Below are 24,210 nucleotides of genomic sequence, written 5' to 3'. Positions count from 1 at the left end.
GGGCGGCCGGTGCCGCCGCCCGGCGGCCCGCCGGCAGCCGGCCGGGCGGGGACCCGAACGCGGTCGGCGCCGGGCAGGCCCGGGCGATGCAGGCCGACCTCGACCGGCGGCTCGCCGAACTGGGCGCCGGCCGGCGCCGGGCCGCCGCCCCGACCACCGTCCCGGTGTTCTTCCACGTGATCCACGACGGCGCCGCCGGACGGCTGGACCGGGCCGCCGTCACCGGCCAGATCGACCACCTCAACGAGAGCTACGGCGGCCGGGGGCAGGGCAACGCCGCGAGCCCGTTCCACTTCGAGCTGGTCGGCGCCGACTGGACCGACAACCCGTCCTGGTACACCGGCATGACCCCGGGCTCGTCGGCCGAGCAGGACATGAAGACCGCCCTGCGCAAGGGCGACCAGGGCGCCCTCAACCTCTACACGGCCCGTCTCGGCGACTCCCTGCTCGGCTGGTCGACGTTCCCGGACGCGTACCGGACGAACCCGACCGACGACGGTGTGGTGGTGCTCGACGCCTCCCTGCCCGGCGGCGCCGCCACCCACTACGACGAGGGCGACACCGCGACCCACGAGATCGGCCACTGGCTCGGCCTCTTCCACACCTTCCAGGGCGGCTGCCGGGCCCCGGGCGACTACGTGGACGACACCCCGCCCGAGCGCACCGCCGCCTCCGGCTGCCCCGAGGGCCGCGACACCTGCGCCGGCCCCGGGCTCGACCCGATCCACAACTTCATGGACTACAGCTACGACTCCTGCATGACCGGGTTCACCCGGGGTCAGGTCCAGCGGATGGCCAACGCCTGGGCTGCCTACCGGAGTTGAGCGGAGGCGGCGCGGCAGGACGGCACGGGGCTCAGCAGAACACCACCAGGTAGAGCAGCGTCCGGCCGCCGGAGGCGCGGAACTCGTAGGCCAGGTGGTCCAGCTCGCAGGCCTCCCGCCAGACGGCCGGACGCTCCTCGGGGGTGAGCAGGGCGGGCACGAAGACGCCCGGGGAGACCTCCTCCAGCTCGCCCCGCAGACCCAGCGTCATCTCGTCCGCGCCGACCGCCAGCCGCTTCGCCAACCGCCGGTCCACCGGGCCGCGGGCCAGCCGCCAGTAGCGCCCCCCGGCGTCCACGAAGCCGCCCGACGCGAGCGGGTCGTCGAGATTCCGGCACTGGCGCTCCTCCTGCGGTGGCAGGGCGGCAAGGACGTCGGCGAAGCCGCCCGTGCGGCGGCGGGGCTTGCTCGGCATCCGGGCATCCTCCCAGGCCTGGAACCCCGGCCGCGATCGAATTGAATGCGGCGGGTCGCTTTCGGCGTGGCAATACCGAGCGTTTGTCCGATTTGATCTATGTTCGGAGGGTCGGGACCGATCAGGAGCAACCGAAGGAGCAAGGCCATGAGTGCCAATCCCCGGATCGTCGTCGGCGTGGACGGCTCGCCCGCCTCGGAGCAGGCGCTGCGCTGGGCGATCGACTACGCGCGGGCCGTCGGCGGGACGGTCCACGCGATCGCCGCCTGGGAGTACCCGGCCTTCTACGGGTGGGCCGGGCAGGGCGTGCCGACCGTCGAGGCCTTCAACCCCGAGGAGCTCGCCGGGAAGACCCTCAGCGAGACCATCGCCAAGGTGGCCGGCGACGACGCCGGCGTCGCGATCGCCGAGAGCGTGATGCCCGGCAACGCCGCCCAGGCGCTGCTGGAGGCCGCCAAGGGCGCCGCGCTGCTCGTCGTCGGCAGCCGCGGCCTGGGCGGCTTCTCCGGCGTGCTGCTCGGCTCGGTCAGCCGCCACCTCACCGAGCACGCGCCCTGCCCGGTGGTCGTGGTGCGCGAGGGCCAGGCCGCCCCGGGGCAGTCGGCGTAACGCACCGGGGCCGGTGTCCCGCCGGGCCGCCGCGCGGACCAGAATGGAGACATGCCAGAAGGTGACTCCGTCTACCGCGTGGCGGCCCACTTGCGCGAGGCCCTCGCCGGACAGCCGCTGACCAGCGCCGACCTGCGGGTGCCCGCGCACGCCACCGCCGACCTCACCGGCCGCCGGGTGCTGGAGGTCGCCCCGCGCGGCAAGCACCTGCTCACCCGCCTCGAAGGCGGCCTCACCCTGCACACCCACCTGCGGATGGACGGCCGCTGGGAGGTCTACCGCCCCGGCGAGCGGTGGACCGGCGGCCCCGACCGGCAGATCCGCGCCGTCCTCGGCACCGACCGGGGCACCGCCGTCGGCTACCGGCTGCCCGTCGTCGAACTGCTGCGCACCGCCGACGAACGGCGGATCGTCGGCCACCTCGGCCCCGACCTGCTCGGCCCCGACTGGGACGCGGTCGAGGCCGTCCGCCGGCTCCTCGCCCACCCGGGCCGCCCGGTCGTCGAGGCCCTGCTCGACCAGCGCAACCTCGCCGGGATCGGCAACGTCTACGCCAACGAGCTGTGCTTCGTCGCGGGCGTCACCCCCTGGACCGAGGTCGGCGAACTCCCGCACCCCGACCGGCTGGTGGAGCGCGCCCGGCAGATGCTGGAGGCCAACAAGCTGCGCCCCGGCCACATCACCACCGGCGACACCCGGCCCGGCTACCAGCACTGGGTGTACGGCCGGGCCGGACGGCCCTGCCCGCGCTGCGTGACCCCCGTGGTCGCCGGCCGCCAGGGCTCGCCGCCGCGCGACCGGGCGGTCTTCTGGTGCCCCTACTGCCAGCGCGGCCCGGCCCCGGAGGTCACGGCCGCTCGACCAGCGCGGGGTGGCGCGGGTCGTCCACCCGGACGGTGACGTCGGCGGCCTCGGCGGGGACGGTCTGCGCCTCGTAGCGGGCGAAGGCGGGCAGCGTCCACTGCTGGTCGGCCGGGGTGCGGCGGGCCAGCGCGGCCGGACCGAGCGCCAGGTGGACGGACAGCTCCAGCGGCAGCCAGCGGCCGAGCAGCAGCGCGCCGTCCAGCAACAGCACGCCGCCGGGCGGGAGTTCGGTGTACGGGGCGCGGGTCGAGCGGTCGGTGACCGGGTCGCGCAGCGAGGGCAGGACACGGCCGCTGCCGCCCGGCTCCAAGGGGTCGAGCACCTCGCGCGCCAGGGCGCCGTCGTCCAGCCAGAGGTCGTGGAAGGCGTCCGCGTCCTGGTGGCCGTACTCCAGCCGGACCGAGGCCGGACGCAGGAAGCCGGAGGCCGAGACCCGCAGCGTCGGGTGGCCGCGCAGCCGCAGCGGCTCCACCAGCGCGTCGGCGAGCGCCTCGGGGCGGGCCGCCGCCGCGCCGTCCACGGCCACCCGCAGGCGCCGGTCGCGGGCGCCGGGCAGGGCGGCGATGCGGTCGGCGAGCAGCTCGGCCAGCTTCTCGGGGGAGATCGGGCGTACCTGCATCGGGCCCTCCTGCCGGGTCGTCGGGACGTTCAGTGTCGTCGGGTCGTCGGGACGTTCAGTGTCATCGGGACGTTCAGTTCAGCGGAAGGGCGTGCAGGACGTCGTCGTGGCCCGCGTAGAGGCGGGTTCCGTCGTACTGGTGGGTCGCGTCGGTGGCGAGGGTCCAGACGTCCTTGCCCGGACCGGAGTCGTGGAAGGTCCACCCCAGCTCGCCGGTCGCCGGGTAGATCGCGCTGACCCCGCCGACCGACGTACCCGGGACGAACAGCGTGCCGTTGGCGACCAGCGGACGGCTGCGGCGGTCCAGCGGGAACGGCAGCCGGCAGGACCACAGCTCGGCGCCGTTGGACACGTCGAGGCAGCTGACGACGCCCTGGTCCCACGGGATGTACACCCGGGTGTTCTGCGCGACGGGCGGCAGCGCCCGCCAGGACTCACGCCGGTGGGGCGAGTGGGTCCAGCCCGGCTCGCCGGTGGGGAGCAGCATGCGCACGCCGCCGTTGCCGTCGGGGACGTAGACGCCCGTCGCGCCGGTGACGCACCAGCGCAGGTCCTCCTCGCCGGGGGCGGTCCACAGCTCGCGGCCGGTGGCGGCGGCCCGGGCCACCAGCTCGGTGCGGCCGTCGACGAATCGGATGCAGGCGAGGAGGCTGCCCCCGCCGAAGGTGGCGGGCGTGACGGGCTGCTCCGTCCGCTCGGTGCGGACGGACCAGAGCAGGGCGCGGTCGATGACCCGCAGGGCGAAGAGGCGGTTGTCCGTCGAACTGCCGTCGGCCCGCGGGTGGCCCCAGGAGTAGCCGTAGAGGATGCCGGGGTCGCGGTCGTAGCCGGCGAGGCGGACCTGCCCCTGCAGTTCGTCGGGCAGCGGCAGGCTCCAGTCGGCGGCGGGGTCGGTGAAGTGGCGGGCTTCGAGGTGGCCCTGGTAGGTGGCGGTGAAGAGGTGGTCGGGCCCGACCACCACCTTGCCGAGCATGTCGAGGTCGCTGGGCCAGCTGCGGTTGGCCGGCGGGTCGAAGACCAGGAGCCGGGCGGCGGTGCCCTTCGCCGGGTCGAGGACCTGCAGACCCTTCCGGGAGAGGAAGACGGGGCGGCGGGGCGGGTCGGTCAGCCGCTCCGGGGTCATCGCCTCCGGTCCGCGGTAGGTCCAGAGCGGCGTCGGGCCGGACAGCGCGGTCGGCGGCGGCCCGGTCGGTCCCGGCGTGGGACGGGCCCCGCTGCCACCCGAACGGCCGAGCGTCCAGGCGGCCCCGCCCGCCGCGAGCGCCCCGGCCCCGAGCAGCAGCCGGCGCCGGCTCGGCCCGGTGCGCTCCCCGCCGCCCGCGATCACGTCCTCGGTGGCCCCGCCGCCGTCCGTCTCCTCGTCCCACTGCCACGACGTTCCGCGCGCGGGCCCCCCGGACGACGACTGCATACGGCTCTCGCTTCCCCACCGGCGGCCCCACGCCGCCACCCGTCCGGAGAATATCGAACAGTCCCCGAACCGTCCGAAACCGCCGCAACGCTCGTACGAGGGCTCGTACTAGGTTGTGGCACACAGAGTGAGGCCCGCTCAGCAGCCCAGGGGAGGTACGCCGTGACGGCCGAGTTGATCGCACCCGAGTGGATGCACCGGCAGATCACCAGTGAGCAGTACGACTCCTGGACCGAGGAGCAGTGCGCGGGCATCGAGATCGTCGACGGGATGGTGGTCGTGTCCCCAAGCGCTTCCAAGCGGCACAACCGGCTCGCCCGGCTCCTGGCGAACGCCTTGGACGACGCGGGCGGCGTCGAATGGAACGCCGACACCGACTTCGACGTCCGGCTTCAGGGCGTGCCGCTGAACAACCGCCGGCCGGACGTGGTGGTCTACCGCGCGGACACCATCGACGAGTCGCCGACCAGGCCCGACCACGTCCTGCTGGTGGTCGAGGTGGTCTCGCCGCGCTCGGAGACCACCGATCGGACGGTCGAGCCGGACCAGTACGCCGAGGCGGGCATCCCGTTCTACTGGCGGGTCGAGCAGGCCGCCGGCCGCGTGCCGATCGTCCACACCTACGTGCTGGACGAGGCCGAGGCCGGGTACCGGCCGGGGGAACCGTTCACCGGGCTGGTCAAGGCCGCGGTGCCGTACCCCGCGACGGTGGACCTCTCGGGACTCTGAGCCGCCCGGCCTCAGTCCGGCGGGTGGTCCGCGAGGTCGGCGAGGACGTCGGCGTGGCAGGGCAGCGGGGCGCACCAGCAGCCGAGGCGGTGGCCGCGCAGGGGCGGGACGAGGGCGAGCAGGCCAGGGCGGGCGAGCAGGTGCTCGCGGTACTTGACGACCATCTCCTCGCGGGTGAGGTCGGGGCCCGGACGGTACGGGCAGTGCAGCGGCGACTCGGCGAGGTGCCAGCCGCCGCGGTGCATCGCGCGGCCGACGTAGACGACGTCCGCGTACCCGGGGTCGTCGCGGTGGCCCTTGAGGTTGACCACGGTGGTGCGGCGGGATCGGCTCGGCATGCCGTCCATGCTGGTGCACTCCGCGCCCCGGGGCAGCCCGGGGCCGGTGCGGGCTCGCCTTGACACGGTTGCGGGCCGGGCGTAGCAAAAGAGCATGCGCCATCCGCACGCGACCGATGGGGCCCCTGGTACGCGGCCCGGTCCGGACCGGACGCCGGAGCCCGGGGCCGGCGCGGAGGCGGACCGGGCGTTCCCGCCGTCCGTCCGGGACCCGGCCCCGCAGACGGACCAGCGGCGGGACGAGCTCCTGGCCGACGCGGTGCGCCGGGCGCTGGGGACGACCGGGGTGTACGGAGTGATGGTGTACCTGCGCTCGCGGGACCGCCGCTCGCTGGTGCTGCGCACGATCGCGGGCGTGCCGCTGGCGGTGATGAGCCCGTTCCGGCGGGTGGCCGCCGCCGGCCCGCTGCCGGTCGCGGTCTGCTTCCGGACCGGGCACGTGATCACCCTGACCGACACCGAGGACACCATGCGGCGCTTCCCGCAGCTCGCGGTCGGCCTGCCGTACGACTTCGCCTCCGTCTGCGTGCCGGTGGCGCACGGCGAGGAGCGCTTCGGCGTGCTGAGCGGGTTGTGGCCCGCCTCGGACGACGGGCTTCCGGAGCCGGCCGCCCGGCAGCTGGCCGAAGCGGCCGCCCGACTGGGCGAGCAACTGGCCGAGCTGGCCGGGACCGGGCAGTCGGTGGAGCCGGGCGGCGAGGTGGCCGTGGTGGAGCTGCCGCCGCCGTCGTCGGTACCGACCACCCGGGTCGGGCTGTTCGACTGGGACGTGGCCACCGGGGCGCTCGCCGCCGACGAGCAGTTCCGGGAGATCTTCGGCTTCGGCCCGGGCGAGTTCGACGGCACGGTGGCCGCGCTGAACCACCGGGTCGCCCCCGGTGACCTGCCGGCGTTCCGGGCCGCCGCCCGCGTCGCGCTGGAGCGCGGCGAGGTGCTGGCCGCCCGGGTCCGGGTGCTCGGGCCGGAGGGCCTGCCGTACCCGGTGGAGCTGTGGGCCCGGGTGCCCGTGGCGATCTCCGACGGCCGGACCCACCTGGTCGGCGCGGTGCTGGACGTGCGTGACCTGACCGCCGCCGCGGCCGCTGTCGAGCGGCTGCAGGAGGGTGTGCTCTCGCTCGACCCCGACGGCCGGATCAGCTACGCCAACCGCGCCACCGAACCGCTGCTCCGGGCCCGCCGCGAGGACCTGCTCGGCCGCCACCCCTGGGACGTGCTGCCCTGGCTCGCCGACCCGGTCTACGAGAACCGCTACCGCGCCGCCCTGTTCTCCCAGCGGCCCACCGCCTTCCTGGCCGCCCGCCCGCCGGACGGCTGGCTCGCCTTCTCGCTCTACCCGGACCCGCACGGCGTCACCGCCCGGGTGGTCGCGGCCGAGCCGCCGCCGGGCGCCGCCGAACCGCCCGCCACCCCGCCGCCCGCCGGCCGCACCGGGGTCGGCGGCACCCACCACCTGCTCCAGCTGGCCAGCGCCCTCACCGAGGCGGTCACCGTGCGGGACGTCTGCCGGGCGGTGGCCGAGGAGGTCCTGCCGTCCTTCGGCGGCCAGGAGCTCGCCATCTACGCGGTGCGCGACCAGCAGCTGCACCTGCTCTCCCAGGCCGGCTACCCGGACGGTTTCCTGGAGGCCTTCGAGGGCACCCCGGTCGATGCCCGGGTGCCCGGCGCGGAGACGCTCAGCACCGGCACCCCGGTCTTCTTCGAGTCGGTGCGCGAACTCGCCGCCACCTACCCCGGCCTGGCCCTGGACGGGATGGGCGCCTGGGCCTTCCTGCCGCTGATCGCCTCCGGCCGTCCGGTCGGCACCTGCATCATCGGCTTCGACCGGCCGCGCCCGTTCACCGTGGAGGAGCGCGCCCTGCTCACCGCGCTCGGCGGCTTCATCGCCCAGGCCCTGGAGCGCGCCCGGCTGTACGACGCCGAGTTCGTGCTGGCCCGCGGCCTGCAGCAGGCACTGCTCCCGCACCGGCTGCCCGAGGTGCCCGGCATCCGGATCACCGCCCGCTACCTGCCCGGCACCCAGGGCATGGAGATCGGCGGCGACTGGTACGACGCGATCGTCACCGGCGGGGACGTCACCCTGGTGATCGGCGACGTCGAGGGCCACAGCGTCGGCGCGGCCGCCACGATGGGGCAGCTGCGCAGCGCCGTGCGCGCCTTCGCCTCCGGCGGCGACCCGCCCGACGCGGTGCTCGCCCGCACCAACCGGCTGCTGCTCGACCTCGACCCCGGGCTGCTCGCCAGCTGCTGCCTGGTCCGGCTGACCCCGGCCGTCGGCCTCGCCCGGATCGCCCGGGCCGGACACCTCCCGCCGGTGCTGCGCCACCCCGGCGGGCGGGCCGAGGCGCTGTACGTCCCGGGCGGTCCGCTGCTCGGGGTGGACGACCTGGCCGACTACCCGGTCAGCGACCTGCGGCTGGGCAGCGGGGCGCTGCTCGCCCTCTACACCGACGGACTGGTCGAGGACCCCGCGGTGGCGATCGACCAGGGCGTGGACCGGCTGCGGGCCGCGCTGGCCCGGGCCGCGGCGGGGGAGGGGCTGGAGCAGGCGGCCGAGCGGCTGCTGCGCGAGGTCGGGTCGACCCGCCGGGTGGACGACGTGGCGCTGCTGCTCACGGCCTTCGGCTGAGCGGCCGGCGGGCGGTCGGTCCGGCGGTCGGTCCGGCGGGTGCTCCGGCGGGTGGTCCGCCGGGCCGACCAGGCGACTTTCGTCGGCGGGGGCCGCGACGAAGGAGGACGGCGGACGCCCCGGCCGGACCGATAGCCTCGACGCGTGGAAGCGATCGCGCGGGCCTGGAACACGGTGGTACGGACGGCGCTGCCGGGGCCCTGGCGGCCCCGGCGGGTGGTGGGCGAGGCGGTGGCCGCCCTGCTGATGGGCGGGTTCGCCGCGCTGTTGGAACTGCTCGCCAACACCGGTCTGGCGCTGCCCCTCGGCCTCGCCGTCGCGGTGCTGTGGGTGCTGCGCAAGGGGCTGCCGGCCACCGTGCTGCTCGCCGCCGCGGCCCTGGCCGGCTGGTCGGTCGGACCGATGCCGCTGCTGGTGTGCGCGGGCTGGACGGCCGGCGCGCGAATCCGCCGGGTGTGGTCGCTGGTCGGCGCCTTCGTCGTGGGCTGGGTGCTGTTCACGGTGACGGGAGTGGTGAAGGATGTCGCCTCGCTCTCGCCGAAGCTGGTGCTGTCGCTGTCGCTCGGCTTCTTCCTCGTGATCGCCGTGCTGCCGGCGCTCTACGGCCGCTACCGGGCGCAGCGCCGCGCCCTGCTGGACGCGCTGCGCGAGCGCAACGAGCAGCTGCTGCGCGAGCGGGTCATGGTGGTGCACCAGGCGCGGCTGCGCGAACGGCACCGGATCGCCCAGGACATGCACGACAGCCTGGGCCACCAGCTGGCGCTGATCTCGGTGCACTCCGGTGCGCTGGAGGTGGACCGGACGCTCACCGACCGGCAGCGCGAGGCGGTCGGGGTGCTGCGGCAGGCGGCGGTCGCGGCGATGCGCGAGCTGCGCGAGGTGGTCGGGGTGCTGCACGACGAGTCGACGGCGGTGCCGCCGACCGCCGGGACGGCCGCCGCCGGCCCGCCGGCCCGGGGCGGGGTGGACGGGATCGGCGGCCTGGTGGAGTCCTCCCGGGCGGCCGGGGCGGAGGTCGACCTCACCGTGGAGGGCGGCCGGCGTCCGCTGGCGGCCGCCGTCGACCACGCGGCGTACCGGATCGTGCAGGAGGCGCTCACCAACGCGCACAAGCACGCCCCGGGCGCGCCGATCGCCGTCGCGCTGCGGTACGAGCCGGACGCGCTGGTGGTGGAGGTGAGCAACACCCGCGCGCCGGAACTCGTGGGCGCACGCGGCGGCGCGGGCGCGGCGGTCAGCGGCGGCCAGGGGCTGACCGGCCTGCGGGAGCGCGCGAGGCTGGTCGGCGGCATGGTGCACGCCGGGCCCACGCCGGAGCAGGGCTTCCGGCTGGCGGCCGTGCTCCCGTACGAGGGAGCGGAGCAGGACGCGGCGGCGACGGGCGGGGCCGAGGACTGGATGCTGGACGGCCTGCCGCCCGTCGAGGAGCCGGAGCGCGGGCGGCGCAGCCCGGCGATGGGCTGCGCGCTCGGGGTGGTCGCGGTCGCGCTGATCGTGCTCGGCCTGGTGGTCTGGGGCGTGATCGCCTTCGTCCGGGGCACCAACGACGCGACCGTGCAGAAGCCGATGTACGACCAGATCAGGGTCGGCACCGCCGAGGCCGAGGTGCTGCAGACGCTGCCGCGCGGCAACAACTTCTTCACCGACACCTATAAGGGGACGGGGCCCGAGGTGCCGGCGGGCGCGCACTGCCGCTGGTTCGTCCTGAACGGTGCGCCCGGCGCCGGCTGGAACGAGGAGCACGTGGCGCGATTCTGCTTCCGGGACGGGGCGTTGGTGGAGAAGCAGGAGTACGTCGCCAGGGGCTGAGTGCCCCCGTGCGCGGGCGGGTGCCCCGGCGGGGCGGGCCGGGCCGGTTTCGGAGCACGGTGGTCCGGATCGGGGTGGTTCGGAGCGGTCCTGCCGGGATGTGAGGATGGTGCCGCAGCCGAAGCACCGTTCGAGGGGAATGACCAGCGTGATCCGAGTCCTCGTCGCCGACGACGAGCCGCTGATCCGGGCCGGGATCAGGATGATCCTCGGCTCCGCCGACGACATCGAGGTGGTCGCGGAGGCCGCCGACGGGCGCGAGGCGCTGGAGCTCGCGCGGGCGCACCGGGTGGACGTGGTGCTGCTGGACATTCAGATGCCGGTGATGGACGGGCTGACGGCGCTCGGGGAGCTGGCGAGGGTCGCCCCCGGCGCGCGGGCCCTGATCCTCACCACCTTCGGGGAGCGCGAGAACGTCCTGCGCGCCGTGACCGAGGGCGGTGCCGGCTTCCTGCTCAAGGACACCGCGCCGAACGAGCTGATCCAGGCCGTCCGGGCGGCGGCGGGCGGCAACGCCTTCCTCTCGCCGGCCGCCACCCGGCACATCGTCGACTCGCTGGCCTCCGGCCGCAGTGCCTCGCTGGCTGCCCGCGCGGTGGCGGCGCGGCGTCGGCTGGAGGTGCTCACCCAGCGCGAGTTGGAGGTGTTGGCGCTGCTCGGAGAGGGTCTGTCCAATGCCGACGCGGGGGCGCGGATCCACATGAGCGAGGCGACGGTGAAGACCTACGTCAGCCGGATCCTGGCCAAGCTGGGCTGCGAGAACCGGGTCCAGGCGGCGTTGTTGGCCCGGGACGCGGAGCTCGACGGCGGTCACTGAGAGTCCCTTTCCGATCGCGGTGCGTGCCGGGCGTGACGGATGCCACTCGGCGGCGGCGCGGAACCGGGAACTCCGGACCGGATGGTGACGGTGCGTCAGCTGACGATTCCTCCGCGTGGATGGCCTGTGAGCTTTCTCGGAGGGATAGGTGTGAGCGAGGGCACGGATTTCGATCATTCGATCTTGGAAATTCGGTCGAAAGTATTCAAATCAGGCACAGCTTCTTGATCAATACCGCCGGTAACAGTCAACTGACCTGCGACGTCCAAGAATTGCTTGCTGCGTCCGGGTGATGCCCCCTAGCTTCATTGGCGGCGCAACGAGCGCCACCCGGGTCCACCCCGACGCACTGCCCGCCGACTGACCAGCGGCGCGAGGGCGGTGCCCGCCGACGAGGCCGGCTCCAACAGGCCGTCGGCGTGCGGAGGTGACCGGGGCGGCACGGCACGTCCGACACGTGTCCGGCCGCCCGTCGAGTGAGGTGAGCGAAAAACTGCCGGCCCATGTCCCGGGCCTGGTTCCGCATGCCCACCCGGGACTTGTCGAGAGGACCTGTATGAATCCCCGTCACGAGACCGCCGCTGCCACCGACACCACCGCCACCCCCAAGCGCCACCGCGTTCGGATGGCGGTCGTCGCGGGCGCCGCCGTCGCGGCCCTGCCGGTGGCCGGCCTCGTCACGGCCACCTCGGCCTCCGCCGCTACCGCCTCCACCTGGGACGCCGTCGCCCAGTGCGAGAGCGGCGGGAACTGGAGCATCAGCACCGGCAACGGCTTCCACGGCGGACTGCAGTTCTCCCCGTCCACCTGGGCCGCGTACGGCGGGACCGCGTACGCCTCCCAGGCCAACAAGGCGAGCAGGGCGCAGCAGATCACCGTCGCGGAGAAGGTCCTCGCCTCGCAGGGCCCGGGCGCCTGGCCCGTCTGCTCGCAGAAGGCGGGCCTGGGCAGGGGCGGCGCCCCGGCCGCCGTCGACACCTCGGGCGGCGCGGAGGCCAAGCCGGCCGCGAAGGCGGCCAAGCCCGCCAAGCCCGCCGCCGCGCCCGCGGCCAAGCCCGCCAAGCCCGCCAAGCCCGCCGCCCCCAAGGCCGCCGCCGCGCAGCAGGCGCCCCAGGGGCAGCCCTCGGCCAAGTCCGCGCAGTCCGCGCCGGTCGCGCCGAAGAACACCGCCGCGGGCGGCTACACCGTCAGGAGCGGTGACACCCTGAGCGAGATCGCGGCCAAGTTCGGCACCGACACGGACAGCCTCTACCGGAAGAACGTGCGCACCATCGGTGGCGACCCGGACCTGATCTTCCCGGGCCAGACGCTGACGGTCTGACCCTTCGACGGGAGGCCGCCCGGCGGGGAGCCGCCCGACGGAGCCTTGCCGACCGGCCGGAGCGGCCGCCCTGGACGGGGCGGCCGCTCCGGCCGGTTCCGGTGCGTTCGCGGGCCATCAACGGCCCGTTACGGGCCGCTGCGGGCCCTGGTGGGCCCCGGCAGGCCCTTGCGGGGCCCCGTCCTCCGCGTGCGGTCGGCCGTCGCGCCCCTCGCCGGTAGGGTCGGCCGATGGTCCGACTGATCGATGACAGTGAGCTCACCGCCTCCCCGGTGGTGGCCAACAGCACGATGAACCGCGAGCGCGGGCTCAGCGGGGTGAACAGCTACGCCCGCGAGCTCGGCTTCGACCCGCTCGCCTGGCTGGCGGAGCACGGGGGTGCGACGCCGGGGTGGCTGGACCTGTGCAGCGGCGAGGGCCGGGCGCTGCTGGCGGCGGCCCGGAGCCGGACCCCGGGGGCGGTCGTGGAGCTGACCGGTGTGGACCTGGTCGGCCCGCCGGCCCCGCCGCCGGACCTGGCGGAGCTGCCGCACCTGCGCCTGGTCACGGCGGCGGTGGCGGACTGGGAGCCGGAGCGGTCCTACGACCTGATCACCTGTGTGCACGGGCTGCACTACCTCGGCGACCAGCTCGGCGCGATCACCCGCGCCGCCTCCTGGCTGACCCCGGACGGCCGGTTCGCCGCGCACTTCGACCCGGAGTCGGTGCGCCGCCCGGACGGCTCCGGCGCGGCCCGCGCGGTGGTGGCGGCGCTGCGGTCGGCCGGCTTCGAGTACCGGGCGCGCCGGCACCTGCTGCTCCTGGACGGCGGGCGGGAGGTCGCGCTGCCCTTCGCCTACGCCGGAGCCGACCCGGCGGCCGGGCCCAACTGGACGGGTCAGCCGGCGGTCGGGTCGTACTACCACTAATGGGTGTGCGCCGGGGTGCGGGGGCGCCGCACGGCATTGTTGAATCTTGAACGCAACGTCCGAATACCGCCGGAGGTTTGAAGCCCGCCGGACCAGGATCGAGTCATGTCCGCGATCGGAACGAGGAGTTCTGGAGATATGACGATGAACGGTGCGATGGTGCTCGACGGCAAGGTGGCCCTGGTGACCGGCGGCAGCCGGGGGATCGGGGCGGCGGTCGCCCTGCGGCTGGCCGAGGACGGCGCCGACGTGGTGGTGACCTACCAGGGCGGTGCGGAGCGGGCCGAGGAGATCGCCGCGAAGATCACCGCGATGGGGCGGACCGGCTGGGCCGTACGGGCGGACAGCGCCGACCCGCAGGCGGTGGAGGGCGTGGTCGAGGCCGTCGTCGAGCGGTTCGGGAGGCTGGACGTCCTGGTGAACAACGCGGGGGTCGGCGTCCTCGGCCCGATCGGCGACCTCACCCTGGCGGACGTCGACCGGGTGTTGGAGGTGAACGTCCGGGCACCCTTCCTCTACGCCCGGGCGGCCTCCGCGCACCTGGCCGAGGGCGGACGGATCGTCACCGTCGGCAGCTGCATCGCCCAGCGCGTCGCCTTCCCCGGCGCCACGCTGTACGCGACCAGCAAGGCCGCGCTGATCGGCCTGACCAAGGCGCTGGCCCGGGAGCTCGGGCCGCGCGGGATCACCGCCAACCTGGTCCACCCGGGGCCGATCGACACCGACATGAACCCGGCCGACGGCCCGTCGGCGGAGTTCCAGAGCGGGCTCACCGCGCTCGGCCGCTTCGGCACCGGCGCGGACGTCGCCGCCGCCGTCGCCTACCTGGTGGGCGAGGACGGCCGGTACGTCAGCGGCGCCGAGCTGGCGGTGGACGGCGGCTTCGCCGCCTGACGCGCGGGGCCCGGCGGGCACGGTGTCGTGCCGGGCGGTTGTCGGCGCCCGCGCTTACGATCGCCCGGCACGACCCGTGCTCCCGTACCGGGACCCCGTACCGAGAGGTGTGCCATGACCGCAGCGGAAGACCCGATCGGGCTGCTCGCCCGGGCCCTCGCGCAGACCGCCGGGCTGATCGACGGCACCGGCGTCGAGCTGGCCGGCCACCCGACGCCCTGCCGCTCCTGGGACGTCGGCGACCTGATCAGCCACCTCCTGCACGACCTGCGGCAGTTCACCGTACGGGCGAAGGGCGGGCAGCCGGACTGGTCGCAGCCCTTCGAACGGGTCGAGGAGGACTGGCTGCACGCCTTCGAGGCCGGGGCGGAGGAACTGGTCGACGCCTGGCGCGCGGCCGGCGACCTCGGCGGCACCCTGGAGCTCCCCGGCTTCGGCGCCCTGCCGGCCCGCTTCCCGGTCGACCAGCAGACCGCCGAATTCGCCGTCCACGGCTGGGACCTGGCCCACGCCACCGGCCAGTCCACCGAGGGCCTGGACCACGAGGTCGCGCTCGCCGCGCTCGCCTGGGCCGGCGGTGCGCTCAAGCCCGAGTACCGCGGCGCGGAGGAGGAGCGGCACGCCTTCGGCCCCGCCGTCGCCGTCCCCGACGACGCCCCGGCGTACGACCGGCTCGCCGCCTTCTTCGGCCGCGACCCGGCGGCGGGCCCGACGAGTTAGGCAGAGCCTGCCTCCGGACCCCCGACCGCGGGGGCGCGCGCCCCGGCGCCGGCGGCTCCTACGAGTGGCTCCAGCGGAACTCGATCTCCGGGTGGCGCGGGGACGGGGCGTCGAGGAGCGGGGCGGGGCGGCCGCGGAGGAAGTGGTCGGCGAAGGCCCGGACGTAGGTGCGGGTGAGCGCCGTGGCGCGGGCGGGGGCGATGGTGCCGAGCAGGGTGGCGTAGACCTCGGGGGGCAGGTGGGCCGGGAGGTTGCCGGGGACGGCGGCGTGCGGCAGGTCGGTGAAAGTGAGGTGGCCCGCGCCCAGGGTGCGCAGTTGGCGTCCCCAGGCGTGGTGGTGCTCGCGCCAGCGCTGCCAGGTGCCGTGGTCGTCGATCGAGGTGAGCAGCAGGAACGGCCGGTCCAGCCCGAGCTCCGGGACAGGGGAGCCGAACAGGCCGCCGTCGAGGTCGAGGCCGATGCGGAAGCGCGGGTCCAGGCGCAGTGCCTCGGCGGCCGCGGCTCCGCCCATGGAGTGGCCGAGCACGCCGATCCGCTCCTCGTCGATCCGGAACGGCAGTCGGCCGTCGGTCAGTTCATCGGTGACGAAGCGCAGGTCGCCGACCCGCGCGGCGATCTCCTTGCGCTCGGCGGCGTCCCAGTCCGGCGGGTCCTCCGGCAGGACGCTGCGCACCAGCCGGCCGTCCGGGAACTCGACGGCGGCGGCGTCGTAGGTGTGGTCGACGGCCGCGACGAGGTAGCCGTGCGCGGCCAACTCCTCGGCCAGCGCGGTGCAGTTGCTGCGTCCGCCCGTGCGGCCGTGGCCGAGCAGCAGCAGGGGGAGCGGGCCCGGGTGGGCGGGTGCGTCGGCGCGGGCGGTGGGGCGGACCAGGTCGAGGGTGCCCGGGTCCAGCGGCAGGATCCGCTCGATCGCGGCCGCGACCCGGGGGGTGGTGTAGGGCGCGCGGGGCCGGCCGGCGGTGCCGCGCGCCGGGTACCAGAACTGCACCATCAGCTCGCGCGGGCCGGGGGCGGGTGCGAACGGGTCGGGTCGGTCGTGGTCCACCAGGTGCAGGCTCGTGGTGCCGACCGGCCGGCCGACGGTGGGCGCGGGCAGGTCGACGGTGCGCGGCGGGGCGGGCAGGTCGACGGTCCGCGGCGGGGCGGCGAGGGCGGGCCCGGCGGGCAGCAGGGCGGCGGACCCGCCCAGGCCCGCGAGGGCGAGCAGTGAACGGCGCCTGATCATGCGTCATCCTTGCCGGCTCGGCGACTGGGTCCGGCAAGCCTAGGTGCTCCGGGCCGGCCGGGCCAGGGGCCGCGGGATGCCGATCGGCCCAGGGCGGCCCAGGGCGGTCCAGGGCGGTCCAGGGCGGTCGAGGGCGGTTCAAGCCGACTCGGGCGGCTCAGGGCTTGGCGGCCTGCCGCGCGGCGGCCTGCTTGATCGCCTCGCGGATCCGCGGGTAGGTGCCGCAGCGGCAGACGTTCTGGATCCGGTCGATGTCCGCGTCCGTCGGGTTCGGGGTGCGGCGCAGCAGGGCGACGGCGGTCATGATCTGGCCGGGCTGGCAGAAGCCGCACTGGGCGACGTCGCAGGCGAGCCAGGCCTCCTGGACGGGGTGGAGGACCTCGCCGTCGGCCAGGCCCTCGATGGTGGTGACGGTGTGGCCCTCGCAGTCCTTGACGGACCGGGTGCAGGGCTGGAACTCCTCGCCGTCCAGGTGGCTGGTGCAGGCGCGGCAGACGCCCACCCCGCAGCCGTACTTGGGGCCGGTGACGCCGAGCTTGTCGCGCAGGACCCAGAGCAGCGGCATGTCGTCCGGGGCCTCGACGCTGACGGGCCGCCCGTTGAGGACGAAGGTGTGGGTGGGCATGGGGAGTCGGGATTCCTCAGCAGGTGGTCGGATGGTGCCGGGGGTCAGAAGGCGATCGGGAAGGAGCGGGGGCTGGTGCCGGTCGCGCGGGCGTAGGCGTTGGCGACGGCGGCCGAGGCGGCCGGGACGCCCAGTTCGCCCGCGCCGCCGGGCGGTCCGCTCGGCGGCATCAGGTGGACCTCGACCACCGGCGGGGTGTGCCGCTGCCGGGCGTAGTGGAAGTCGCCGTAACTTCCTTCCCGGAAGGCCCCGTTGTCCAGGTGGTTGCCGGCCTGCAGGATCACCGAGATGCCGTCGACCAGCGCGCCGGTCAGTTGGGCCTCCAGGCCCCTGGGGTTGATCACCCGGCCGACGTCGGCGACGACGACGGCCTTGGTCACCCGGGGGTTGGCGCGGTCGGTGGCGTCCAGCTCGACCAGGTACCCGGCGCTGGCGCTGTGCTCGTCGTGGTAGCCGATGCCCTGGGCCTGGCCGGGAGGCATCGGGCGGCCCCAGTCGCCGCGCTTGGCGAGTTCGTCCAGCACCGCCCGCCCGGCGGCGCTGCGCATCCGGTCGCGGCGGAAGCCCAGCTCGTCCTGGCCCATCCGGCGGGCGAGTTCGTCCATCATGATCTCGTCGGTGACCCGGACGGTGCCCGAGTAGACCGAGCGCCAGCTTCCGGTGTTCAGCTCCAGCGGTACCTCGGCGAGCAGCTGGGTGGGCACTCCGACGTCGTACGGGATCTTCTCGGTGAGCAGGAAGAACAGTTCGGAGGCGGTGAGCCCGGCCAGCGGGAGGTTGTAGCCGGCGGCGGTGAGCATGTCGCCGAGGCCGTGCCCGAGGTCGGTCCGGACGCCGGCCACGTGGTGCTCCCAGCTGAACACCTGGCCGAGGCCGTAGGTGGCCCGGACGACGTGGTGGCTGGCCGGGCGCACCCGGCCGTGGCGCATGTCGTCGTTGCGGGTCCACATCAGCTTGACCGGGCGGCCGGCGGCCTTGGAGACCTGGGCGGCCTCCAGGGCGGCGTCGAAGAACAGCCGGCGGCCGAACGAGCCGCCGCCGCGCACCACGTGGACGGTGACGGCGTTCTCCGGCAGGCCGAGTTCGGCGGCGATGGTGCCCTGGGCGAGGATCGGGCTCTGCGAGGCGAACCAGAGCTCGGCGCGGTTCGGCCGGACGTCGGCGACGGCGGTGAGCACCTCCATCGGGGCGTGGTTGACGAAGGCGAAGTCGAACTCCGCCTGTACCCGGTGGGAGAGCAGCGGCGGCGGGAGCGAGGGCAGGTGGGCGGCGCGCAGCCGGGACCGGACGTCGGCGTCGGACAGGCCCGCGACCGGGCCCGGGTTCCAGGTGGTGCGCAGCGCGTCGCGGGCCTTGAGCGCCTGGTCGAAGGTCTCGGCGAGGACGGCGACGCCGGTCGGGATCCGCACCACGCCGAGCACCCCGGGCATGGCGCGGGCGGCGGAGGCGTCCAGGGACTTGAGGGTGCCGTTGACGGTGGTCGGCCGGGCGACCACGGTGGGCACGGCGCCCGGGATCTGGAGGTCCCCGGCGTACTTGGCGCGGCCGGTGACGATGTCGCGGGCGTCGATCCTGCCGGTCGGCCTGCCCACCAGGCGCAGCTGGTCGGGGGTCTTGGGGACGGCCGGGACGGCGGGTACGGCGACTTTGGCCGCCTCGGCGGCGAGGTCGCCGTAGCCGAGGCGGCGGCCGTCGGGGGCGAGGACGGCGGAGTCGGCGGTGCGCAGGGTGGCCGCGGGAACGTTCCAGCGCTTGGCGGCGGCGGTCACCAGCCGGGCGCGGGCGGCGGCGGCCGCGGCGCGCACCGGGTCGTACAGCGAGCGGATCGAGTTGGAGCCGCCGGTCAGCTGGTTGAAGAGCAGCTCGGGGCGGGAGTCGCAGAGCGGGACGTCGACGTCGGAGAGGCGGGCGTCGAGCTCCTCGGCGACGATCATGGCGATCGAGGTGGTGAGGCCCTGGCCGACCTCCAGCCGGGGCAGGTGCAGCGCGGCCCGGCCGGCGGGGGTGACTTCGAGGACCAGCAGGTGCGCGGTCGGCAGGCCGGCGATGATCATCGCGTCGCCGAGGTCGACGATGTCGGGGATGCCGGGCAGGCCGATCAGCTGATGGGGGAGGGCCGTCTCCCGGACGGGTACGGCGGCCGCCGCGGGCCGCGGGACGGGGGTCGGGGCGGTGGCCCGTGCGGGGGCGGGCGCGGCGGCGTCGGGGCCGGGACCGGCGGCGACGGTGAGGGTGGGCGCGGCCAGCAGGTAGGTGAGGAAGCGCCGGCGGCGGGTGGCCCCGTTCGGTGCCGCGGTGTCCGGGGCGGTAGGGGTGTCCGGGGCGGCGGTGTCCGGGCCGCCGGGGAGGGCGCGGGTGTGCGGGTGGCCGGTGCCGCCGGGTCGGCTGGGGGAGTCCGAGGGGGCGGTGGAGGTGCTGATGGGGGGCCACCCTTCGAGCCGGGGACGGCGACGGGAACGGGTGGGCGGCGTGGCCCCGGCCCGGTGCCGGATCGCGAACGCCGTTGAGCATAAAAGGGCGCTACTGACGGGTCAACACGGTCAAAGTTGGCCCTTGGTCTGCCCGATCGCGGTTTCGCGGCGGGCGGCCGGAGCGGATTCGGAGCGGGTACGGACGGCGCTTCGGAGGCGCGGGCGAGGCCGGGGCGAGCTCGCCCGGAAGGGCTCGGAGGCGCCAACTGGCGCCTCTCGCACGCGGGTTCAGGGGTCGGTCGGCGGTGCGGCGGCGCGACGGATTGGCCCAGGGAATTCCTTGATCACTGGACCGTTCCACTGGGCCGGTTTTTCCCTAGAGTGGGGGCGTGCCGGCACCGGCGGTCGCGGAGATCGGCTCCGCGCGCCGCCCGTCCGGCGGTCGCGGGCAGGGGTGACGGTCCGTGAAGACGTTTACGCAGGTGGACGCGTGTGGGTGACCGCCCGGATGCGTCCGGCGGGTGACACCGCACACCGGAGAAGGAGGAGCATGCCGACCGACCGAGCCGCCCGTTGGGACGCCCTGCCGCCCGCCGGGCCCCAGCGGACCCTCGCGGCCGCCCAGTTGGCCGCCGCCGTGGGCGACGGCGCCTACTACACCTGCTCCGCGCTCTACTTCACCCGGGTCGTCGGGATGTCGCCGACCGCCCTCGGGCTCGGCCTCACCCTCGCCTGGGCACTCGGCTCCGTCGCCGGCGTCCCGCTCGGCCACCTCGCCGACCGGCGCGGCCCGCGCCGCACCTCGGTGGCGCTCGCACTCGGCACGGCGGCCGTGGTCGCCGCCTTCCTGGTGATCCGCTCCTACCCGCTGTTCCTGCTCGCGGTCTGCCTCTACGCCACCGCGCAGTCCGGCCTGACCGCCGCCCGCCAGGCGCTGGTCGCCGCCCTGGTGCCGCCCGCGCAGCGCACCGCCCTGCTCGCCCACATCCAGTCGACCCTCAACGGCGGACTGGCCGTTGGAGCGGCGATCGGCGGCATCGCGCTCGGCGTCGGCACCCGCGCCGCCTACCTTTCGGCCTTCGCCGTCACCGCGTTCGGCTTCCTGCTCAGCGCGCTGGTCCTGCGGCGGCTGCCCGAGGCCCCGGCCCCGGCGGGGCCGTCGGACGCCGGGCCGCGGCTCGCCGTGCTGCGCGACCGCCGGTACGCCGCCGTCACCGCGGTCAACGCCGTCCTGCTGCTGCGGATGCCCCTGCTCAGCCTGATCATCCCGCTCTGGATCGCCGCGCGCGCCCCCGGGATCGGCTGGCTCGGCTCGGCGCTGTTCGTGCTCAACACCCTCGCGGTGCTGGCCTTCCAGGTCCGGGCGGCACACGGCATCACCGGACTGGACCCGGCCGCCCGGGCGGTCCGCGCCGCCGGGCTGCTGCTGCTCGGCTCCTGCGCCGTCTTCGGGCTGTCCGCGCTGGACGTGCCGGTCTGGGCGGTCGGCGCGCTGCTGGTCGCCGCCTCCGTCCTGCAGGTGGTCGGGGAGATGAAGCAGTCGGCCGGCAGCTGGCAGATCGCCTTCGACCTCGCCCCGGCCGGGCGGATCGGCCAGTACCAGGGCTTCTTCGGCACCGGCGTCGCCGTCGCCCGCACCCTCGGGCCGCTGCTGCTCACGACGCTGCTGCTGGACGGGGGCCTGGCCGGCTGGCTGGTCCTCGGCGGGGTGTTCCTCGCGGCGGGGTACGCGATGGGGCCGGTCGCCCGCTGGGCGGCACGGGACCGCGGCCCCGCGGTGCCACCGCCGTCGCCGGTGGCCGCGGGCGCGCCGCCGGGGGCCTGACGGCGAACGCCGCGGTGGCGGCCCACCCGGGAAGGTCGGCCCGGGGTCCGATCCGGAAGGCCGCGACGGCGGGCCCGAGCCGGGAGGCCACGACGGCGGGGCCGGGGGAGCGGCCCGGGGGCGGGCCGGAAACCCGGTGGCCCCGGCCCGCCGCCCGCTGGCATGCTGGCCGCGTGGACCGACCTCAGATCCGGCTCGACTTCGCCCCCGAGCTGCACCTCTTCGTCTCCGCGCCCCGGCGGGCCGGCCGCACCGCGCTGCGCACCGACGGCAGCTCCACCCTCGGCCACGTCGTCGAGTCGTTGGGCGTCCCGCTCACCGAGGTCGGCGGCCTGCGGGTGGACGGCCGGGCCGTGCCCGACACCCACGTGCCGGCCGACGGCGAGGAGATCGCCGTCCTGGCCGTGGCCAGGCCGCAGCCCGTGCCCGGCCCGGCGCGCTTCCTGCTGGACGTCCACCTCGGCACCCTCGCCCGGCGGCTGCGCCTGCTCGGCGTCGACGCCGCGTACGAGAACCCCGACATCGGCGACGCCGCCCTGGCCGCCCGCTCGGCCGCCGAACAGCGGATCATGCTCTCCCGCGACCGCGGACTGCTGCGCCGGCGCGAACTGTGGGCCGGCGCCTACGTCTACAGCCACCGCCCCGCCGAGCAACTGCGCGACGTGCTCTCCCGCTTCGCGCCGCCGCTCGCCCCCTGGAGCCGCTGCACCACCTGCAACGGCACCCTGCACCCGGCCACCAAGACCTCGGTGCGCGAGCAGCTGCGGGACGGCACCGAGCGCTCCTACGACGCCTTCGCCCAGTGCGCCGACTGCGGCCAGGCCTACTGGCGCGGCGCCCACCACGCCCGGCTGGAGGCGATCGTCACCGAGGCGGTGCGCGACTTCGGCGACGGCCGGGCCGGCGGACACGCCCAGGACTCGGGACACGTCCAGGACTCCGGGGAGGGTCAGGGCCGCATCGGGGTCGTCTCAGGGTAGGGCGCTCTGGTGGACGGCCGGGCGCGCGTGGTCCCATCGACGGTGGGGGACGGGACCACGCTACTCGCTCGTACGAGAGAGGCCAGGTCGTCGCAATGAGCATTCAGGCAGGTCGGCAGCCCTTCCACAGCGCGGACGTCGGGGACGCCGCCGTGGTGACGGTCCCGGACGGCGCCGAGGTACGCCCGGAGGAAGGCCCCCGGAAGGCGACCGTCCGATGAGGCGGGAGATGTCGCGCCGCCCGCTGGCGGCGCTGGTCGCGGCTGCCGCCGCACTCGGACTCTCGGTCGCCCCGGCGGCCGCCGCCGGGCCCGACGCGGGGGCCGGCGGGCCCGCCGAGCCGCATCTGCGGTCGCGCTACGTGGCGATGCCGGACGGGGTCCGCCTCGCCGTCGACGTCTACCTGCCCGAGGGCACCCGGGCCGGCGCCCACCTGCCCACCGTCCTGGTCACCCAGCGTTACTGGCGGGCCCGGGTCCGGGCCGGCCAACCCGGCGGCACCAGCGGCGAGGCCGAGCGGTGGACCGCCCGCGGCTACGCCTTCGTGACCGCCGACCTGCGCGGCACCGGCGCCTCCTTCGGCACCCTCACCTCCGAACTCGGCGCCGACGTGACCGCCGACAGCGGCCCGCTCAGCGACTGGATCGCCGCCCAGCCCTGGTCCAACGGCCGGGTCGGCACCACCGGCATCTCCTACGGCGGCGACACCGCGATGCTCGCCACCTCCCTCGGCAACCACCACATCACCGCCGCCGCCCCCATCTCCTACGACTTCGACCCGTACGAGGACCTGGTGCGCCCCGGCGGCGTGCTCATCGAACCGCGGATCGCCCAGTACGCGCTGCTGCTGCGCATCCTCGACGGGGCCGGCGGCACCACCTGCGAGACCGACGAGCAGACCCGCAGGCTCTGCGCGGACGTCGGCCTCACCGGCTTCCAGCCCCGGCCGGTCGACGGACCCGACGGCCCGGCCCTGCTCGCCGCCGCGCGCGCCGAGCACACGAACAACGCCAACCTCGTCGAGATGGCGCACGCCGGCGTCCACCGCGACTACCGGGACGGCCCGAAGAGCTGGACGGTCGGCAGCGTCGGCGAGCGGACCGACGCCGTCGAGGCCGGCCGGGTGCCCGTCCTCACCCGCGCCGGCTGGCTCGACGCGGGCACCGCCAACGGGGTGCTCTCCCAGTTCACCGGCCTGTCCAACACCCAGGACGACTGGATCGGCCCGTGGAACCACGGCGCCGGCTGGCTCGCCGACCCGTTCCAGCCCGCCCGCCCGCTCACCGCGCGGGAACACGAGGAGAACGACCGGCGCGTGGTCGACTTCTTCGACCGCTACGTCCGGGGGAACGCCCGCCCCGACGGCCGCCGGCAGGTGCACTACTACACCTTCAACGAGGGCGTCTGGCGCACCACCACCCGCTGGCCGGTGCCCGGCACCCGCACCCAGCGGTTCCCCCTCGGCGCGGGCGGCACCCTCGGCGGCCTGGCGGACGACCGCCGCGGCGGCTCCGACCTGCTGCGCCTCGACCCGACCGCGGGCACCGGCCCGCTGGACCGCTGGAACACCAACCTCAGCGGAGACGAGGTCAGTTACCCCGACCGCGCCGCCGTCGACGCCAAACTGCTCAGCTACACCACCGCACCGGTGACCGCCGACACCCGGGTCACCGGCAACGGCAATGTCACCCTCGACGTCACCGGACTGGCCGGTTCGGCGCGCGGCGCCCTGCACGTCTACCTGGAGGACGTCTCCCCGGACGGCCGGGTCACCTATCTGACGGAAGGCCAACTGGCCCTGACCGAGCGGGCGGTGGCCGACCGCGACGACAACCCGGACTGGCGCCGGCTGCGCACCCCGCGCAGCTACGCGGCCGAGGACGCCGAGGACTTCCCGCAGGGCCGCGCCCAACGCGTCACCATCGACCTCCAGCCCGTCTCGGTGCTGTTCCGGCCCGGCGACCGGATCAGGCTCACCGTTGCCGCCGCCAACCCCGACTCCTTCCAGCTCCTCCCGGCCGACGGGCAGGCGGGCTACCGGATCGGCTGGGGCGGCGACCGGGGGTCGGTGCTGGAACTGCCCGTCGTGCACTGAGAGTTGCGCCGAGAGTCGAACCGCGGGGCACCCGGTGGCGGGCGGGTGCCCCGCGCCCTCCCCCGTCCCCCCCCCCCCACCCGTCCCCCGTCCCAGCCCCGTGCAAACCGCCCCAGTACCCCGCCAGCGCCCGGGGGGAATCCCA

Annotated in this window: 22 protein-coding genes; 15 read left to right on the top strand and 7 right to left on the bottom strand. The window is 75.6% G+C overall.

Going from position 1 to position 24,210, the window contains the following annotated elements:
* On the top strand, nt 1-824 hold an 824-nt coding region (locus ACFVGO_RS18950), incomplete at its 5' end, for a zinc metalloprotease (protein ID WP_380632963.1).
* Between the two features lie 31 nt (nt 825-855).
* Here the strand turns inward: ACFVGO_RS18950 and ACFVGO_RS18945 are convergent.
* The gene (locus tag ACFVGO_RS18945; protein WP_380632961.1) at nt 856-1,239 is read right to left on the bottom strand and encodes a hypothetical protein; all 384 of its coding nucleotides are present in this window, start codon (nt 1,237-1,239) and stop codon (nt 856-858) included.
* Between the two features lie 147 nt (nt 1,240-1,386).
* Between ACFVGO_RS18945 and ACFVGO_RS18940 the strand changes: the two genes are divergently transcribed.
* Together ACFVGO_RS18940 and ACFVGO_RS18935 are read left to right on the top strand one after the other, a co-directional pair.
* The gene (locus ACFVGO_RS18940) at nt 1,387-1,848 is read left to right on the top strand and encodes a universal stress protein (protein WP_359900206.1); all 462 of its coding nucleotides are present in this window, start codon (nt 1,387-1,389) and stop codon (nt 1,846-1,848) included.
* Between the two features lie 51 nt (nt 1,849-1,899).
* Nucleotides 1,900-2,748, top strand: coding sequence for a DNA-formamidopyrimidine glycosylase family protein (locus ACFVGO_RS18935; RefSeq protein WP_359900208.1), 849 nt, complete (start codon nt 1,900-1,902; stop codon nt 2,746-2,748).
* Here the strand turns inward: ACFVGO_RS18935 and ACFVGO_RS18930 are convergent.
* Nucleotides 2,696-3,331: a uridine kinase gene (locus tag ACFVGO_RS18930; RefSeq protein WP_359900210.1), complete on the bottom strand. Its 636-nt coding sequence runs from the start codon at nt 3,329-3,331 to the stop codon at nt 2,696-2,698. The two genes, ACFVGO_RS18935 and ACFVGO_RS18930, sit on opposite strands and share 53 nt — an antisense overlap.
* A gap of 73 nt (nt 3,332-3,404) precedes the next feature.
* Complete coding sequence (locus ACFVGO_RS18925) at nt 3,405-4,742, bottom strand: PQQ-binding-like beta-propeller repeat protein (RefSeq protein WP_380632958.1); 1,338 nt, start codon at nt 4,740-4,742, stop codon at nt 3,405-3,407.
* Nucleotides 4,743-4,904: 162 nt separating this feature from the next.
* On the opposite strand from ACFVGO_RS18925, the gene ACFVGO_RS18920 reads away from it, so the two are divergent.
* Complete coding sequence (locus ACFVGO_RS18920; protein ID WP_380632956.1) at nt 4,905-5,471, top strand: Uma2 family endonuclease; 567 nt, start codon at nt 4,905-4,907, stop codon at nt 5,469-5,471.
* An 11-nt stretch (nt 5,472-5,482) separates the two neighbouring features.
* On the opposite strand, the gene ACFVGO_RS18915 is transcribed toward ACFVGO_RS18920, so the two are convergent.
* Nucleotides 5,483-5,809, bottom strand: coding sequence for a DUF4326 domain-containing protein (locus tag ACFVGO_RS18915; RefSeq protein ID WP_359900216.1), 327 nt, complete (start codon nt 5,807-5,809; stop codon nt 5,483-5,485).
* Nucleotides 5,810-5,903: 94 nt separating this feature from the next.
* Here ACFVGO_RS18915 and ACFVGO_RS18910 point away from each other — a divergent pair, with 94 nt between their 5' ends.
* The 7 genes from ACFVGO_RS18910 (at nt 5,904) to ACFVGO_RS18880 (ending at nt 14,904) form a co-directional block, all read left to right on the top strand.
* Nucleotides 5,904-8,435: a SpoIIE family protein phosphatase gene (locus tag ACFVGO_RS18910; RefSeq protein ID WP_359900218.1), complete on the top strand. Its 2,532-nt coding sequence runs from the start codon at nt 5,904-5,906 to the stop codon at nt 8,433-8,435.
* Nucleotides 8,436-8,579: 144 nt separating this feature from the next.
* Nucleotides 8,580-10,244: a histidine kinase gene (locus ACFVGO_RS18905; protein WP_359900220.1), complete on the top strand. Its 1,665-nt coding sequence runs from the start codon at nt 8,580-8,582 to the stop codon at nt 10,242-10,244.
* A 148-nt stretch (nt 10,245-10,392) separates the two neighbouring features.
* Nucleotides 10,393-11,061, top strand: coding sequence for a response regulator (locus tag ACFVGO_RS18900; RefSeq protein ID WP_380352189.1), 669 nt, complete (start codon nt 10,393-10,395; stop codon nt 11,059-11,061).
* 556 nt (nt 11,062-11,617) lie between these two features.
* Nucleotides 11,618-12,382, top strand: coding sequence for a transglycosylase family protein (locus ACFVGO_RS18895; RefSeq protein WP_380632952.1), 765 nt, complete (start codon nt 11,618-11,620; stop codon nt 12,380-12,382).
* 230 nt (nt 12,383-12,612) lie between these two features.
* The gene (locus ACFVGO_RS18890; protein WP_380632950.1) at nt 12,613-13,290 is read left to right on the top strand and encodes a class I SAM-dependent methyltransferase; all 678 of its coding nucleotides are present in this window, start codon (nt 12,613-12,615) and stop codon (nt 13,288-13,290) included.
* A gap of 138 nt (nt 13,291-13,428) precedes the next feature.
* A complete protein-coding gene (locus ACFVGO_RS18885) occupies nt 13,429-14,184 on the top strand; it encodes an SDR family NAD(P)-dependent oxidoreductase (protein ID WP_380632948.1) in 756 nt (251 codons plus the stop codon).
* A gap of 114 nt (nt 14,185-14,298) precedes the next feature.
* On the top strand, nt 14,299-14,904 hold the full coding sequence (locus tag ACFVGO_RS18880) for a TIGR03086 family metal-binding protein (protein ID WP_359900225.1): 606 nt from the start codon (nt 14,299-14,301) through the stop codon (nt 14,902-14,904).
* 58 nt (nt 14,905-14,962) lie between these two features.
* On the opposite strand, the gene ACFVGO_RS18875 is transcribed toward ACFVGO_RS18880, so the two are convergent.
* From ACFVGO_RS18875 to ACFVGO_RS18865, 3 genes are all read right to left on the bottom strand, one after another.
* Nucleotides 14,963-16,129, bottom strand: coding sequence for an alpha/beta hydrolase (locus ACFVGO_RS18875; RefSeq protein ID WP_380632946.1), 1,167 nt, complete (start codon nt 16,127-16,129; stop codon nt 14,963-14,965).
* A gap of 157 nt (nt 16,130-16,286) precedes the next feature.
* The gene (locus ACFVGO_RS18870) at nt 16,287-16,754 is read right to left on the bottom strand and encodes a (2Fe-2S)-binding protein (protein ID WP_359900229.1); all 468 of its coding nucleotides are present in this window, start codon (nt 16,752-16,754) and stop codon (nt 16,287-16,289) included.
* A 44-nt stretch (nt 16,755-16,798) separates the two neighbouring features.
* The gene (locus tag ACFVGO_RS18865) at nt 16,799-18,808 is read right to left on the bottom strand and encodes a molybdopterin cofactor-binding domain-containing protein (RefSeq protein ID WP_380632944.1); all 2,010 of its coding nucleotides are present in this window, start codon (nt 18,806-18,808) and stop codon (nt 16,799-16,801) included.
* Between the two features lie 907 nt (nt 18,809-19,715).
* Between ACFVGO_RS18865 and ACFVGO_RS18860 the strand changes: the two genes are divergently transcribed.
* From ACFVGO_RS18860 to ACFVGO_RS18845, 4 genes are all read left to right on the top strand, one after another.
* Complete coding sequence (locus tag ACFVGO_RS18860; protein ID WP_380632942.1) at nt 19,716-20,990, top strand: MFS transporter; 1,275 nt, start codon at nt 19,716-19,718, stop codon at nt 20,988-20,990.
* 173 nt (nt 20,991-21,163) lie between these two features.
* On the top strand, nt 21,164-21,970 hold the full coding sequence (locus ACFVGO_RS18855) for a Mut7-C RNAse domain-containing protein (protein WP_359900235.1): 807 nt from the start codon (nt 21,164-21,166) through the stop codon (nt 21,968-21,970).
* Between the two features lie 95 nt (nt 21,971-22,065).
* Entirely contained in the window at nt 22,066-22,191 is a 126-nt protein-coding gene (locus ACFVGO_RS18850; protein ID WP_359900237.1) for a hypothetical protein, read from the top strand.
* An 8-nt stretch (nt 22,192-22,199) separates the two neighbouring features.
* A complete protein-coding gene (locus ACFVGO_RS18845; protein WP_380632940.1) occupies nt 22,200-24,065 on the top strand; it encodes a CocE/NonD family hydrolase in 1,866 nt (621 codons plus the stop codon).
* The last annotated feature ends 145 nt before the right edge of the window (nt 24,066-24,210 follow it).

The organism is Kitasatospora sp. NPDC057738 (genome assembly GCF_042798815.1).
Classification (GTDB): Bacteria; Actinomycetota; Actinomycetes; order Streptomycetales; family Streptomycetaceae; genus Kitasatospora; species Kitasatospora lactacystinica.
Note: the sequence above shows the minus strand (reverse complement) of the source record. Positions and strands in the feature narration are given on the sequence as shown.

Coding starts and splice junctions, on each gene's coding strand:
- ACFVGO_RS18945 (WP_380632961.1), bottom strand. CDS start 1,239: ATGCCGAGCAAGCCCCGCCGCCGCACGGGCGGCTTCGCCGACGTCCTT.
- ACFVGO_RS18940 (WP_359900206.1), top strand. CDS start 1,387: ATGAGTGCCAATCCCCGGATCGTCGTCGGCGTGGACGGCTCGCCCGCC.
- ACFVGO_RS18935 (WP_359900208.1), top strand. CDS start 1,900: ATGCCAGAAGGTGACTCCGTCTACCGCGTGGCGGCCCACTTGCGCGAG.
- ACFVGO_RS18930 (WP_359900210.1), bottom strand. CDS start 3,331: ATGCAGGTACGCCCGATCTCCCCCGAGAAGCTGGCCGAGCTGCTCGCC.
- ACFVGO_RS18925 (WP_380632958.1), bottom strand. CDS start 4,742: ATGCAGTCGTCGTCCGGGGGGCCCGCGCGCGGAACGTCGTGGCAGTGG.
- ACFVGO_RS18915 (WP_359900216.1), bottom strand. CDS start 5,809: ATGCCGAGCCGATCCCGCCGCACCACCGTGGTCAACCTCAAGGGCCAC.
- ACFVGO_RS18910 (WP_359900218.1), top strand. CDS start 5,904: ATGCGCCATCCGCACGCGACCGATGGGGCCCCTGGTACGCGGCCCGGT.
- ACFVGO_RS18895 (WP_380632952.1), top strand. CDS start 11,618: ATGAATCCCCGTCACGAGACCGCCGCTGCCACCGACACCACCGCCACC.
- ACFVGO_RS18890 (WP_380632950.1), top strand. CDS start 12,613: ATGGTCCGACTGATCGATGACAGTGAGCTCACCGCCTCCCCGGTGGTG.
- ACFVGO_RS18885 (WP_380632948.1), top strand. CDS start 13,429: ATGACGATGAACGGTGCGATGGTGCTCGACGGCAAGGTGGCCCTGGTG.
- ACFVGO_RS18880 (WP_359900225.1), top strand. CDS start 14,299: ATGACCGCAGCGGAAGACCCGATCGGGCTGCTCGCCCGGGCCCTCGCG.
- ACFVGO_RS18875 (WP_380632946.1), bottom strand. CDS start 16,129: ATGATCAGGCGCCGTTCACTGCTCGCCCTCGCGGGCCTGGGCGGGTCC.
- ACFVGO_RS18870 (WP_359900229.1), bottom strand. CDS start 16,754: ATGCCCACCCACACCTTCGTCCTCAACGGGCGGCCCGTCAGCGTCGAG.
- ACFVGO_RS18865 (WP_380632944.1), bottom strand. CDS start 18,808: ATGATCATCGCCGGCCTGCCGACCGCGCACCTGCTGGTCCTCGAAGTC.
- ACFVGO_RS18860 (WP_380632942.1), top strand. CDS start 19,716: ATGCCGACCGACCGAGCCGCCCGTTGGGACGCCCTGCCGCCCGCCGGG.
- ACFVGO_RS18850 (WP_359900237.1), top strand. CDS start 22,066: ATGAGCATTCAGGCAGGTCGGCAGCCCTTCCACAGCGCGGACGTCGGG.
- ACFVGO_RS18845 (WP_380632940.1), top strand. CDS start 22,200: ATGTCGCGCCGCCCGCTGGCGGCGCTGGTCGCGGCTGCCGCCGCACTC.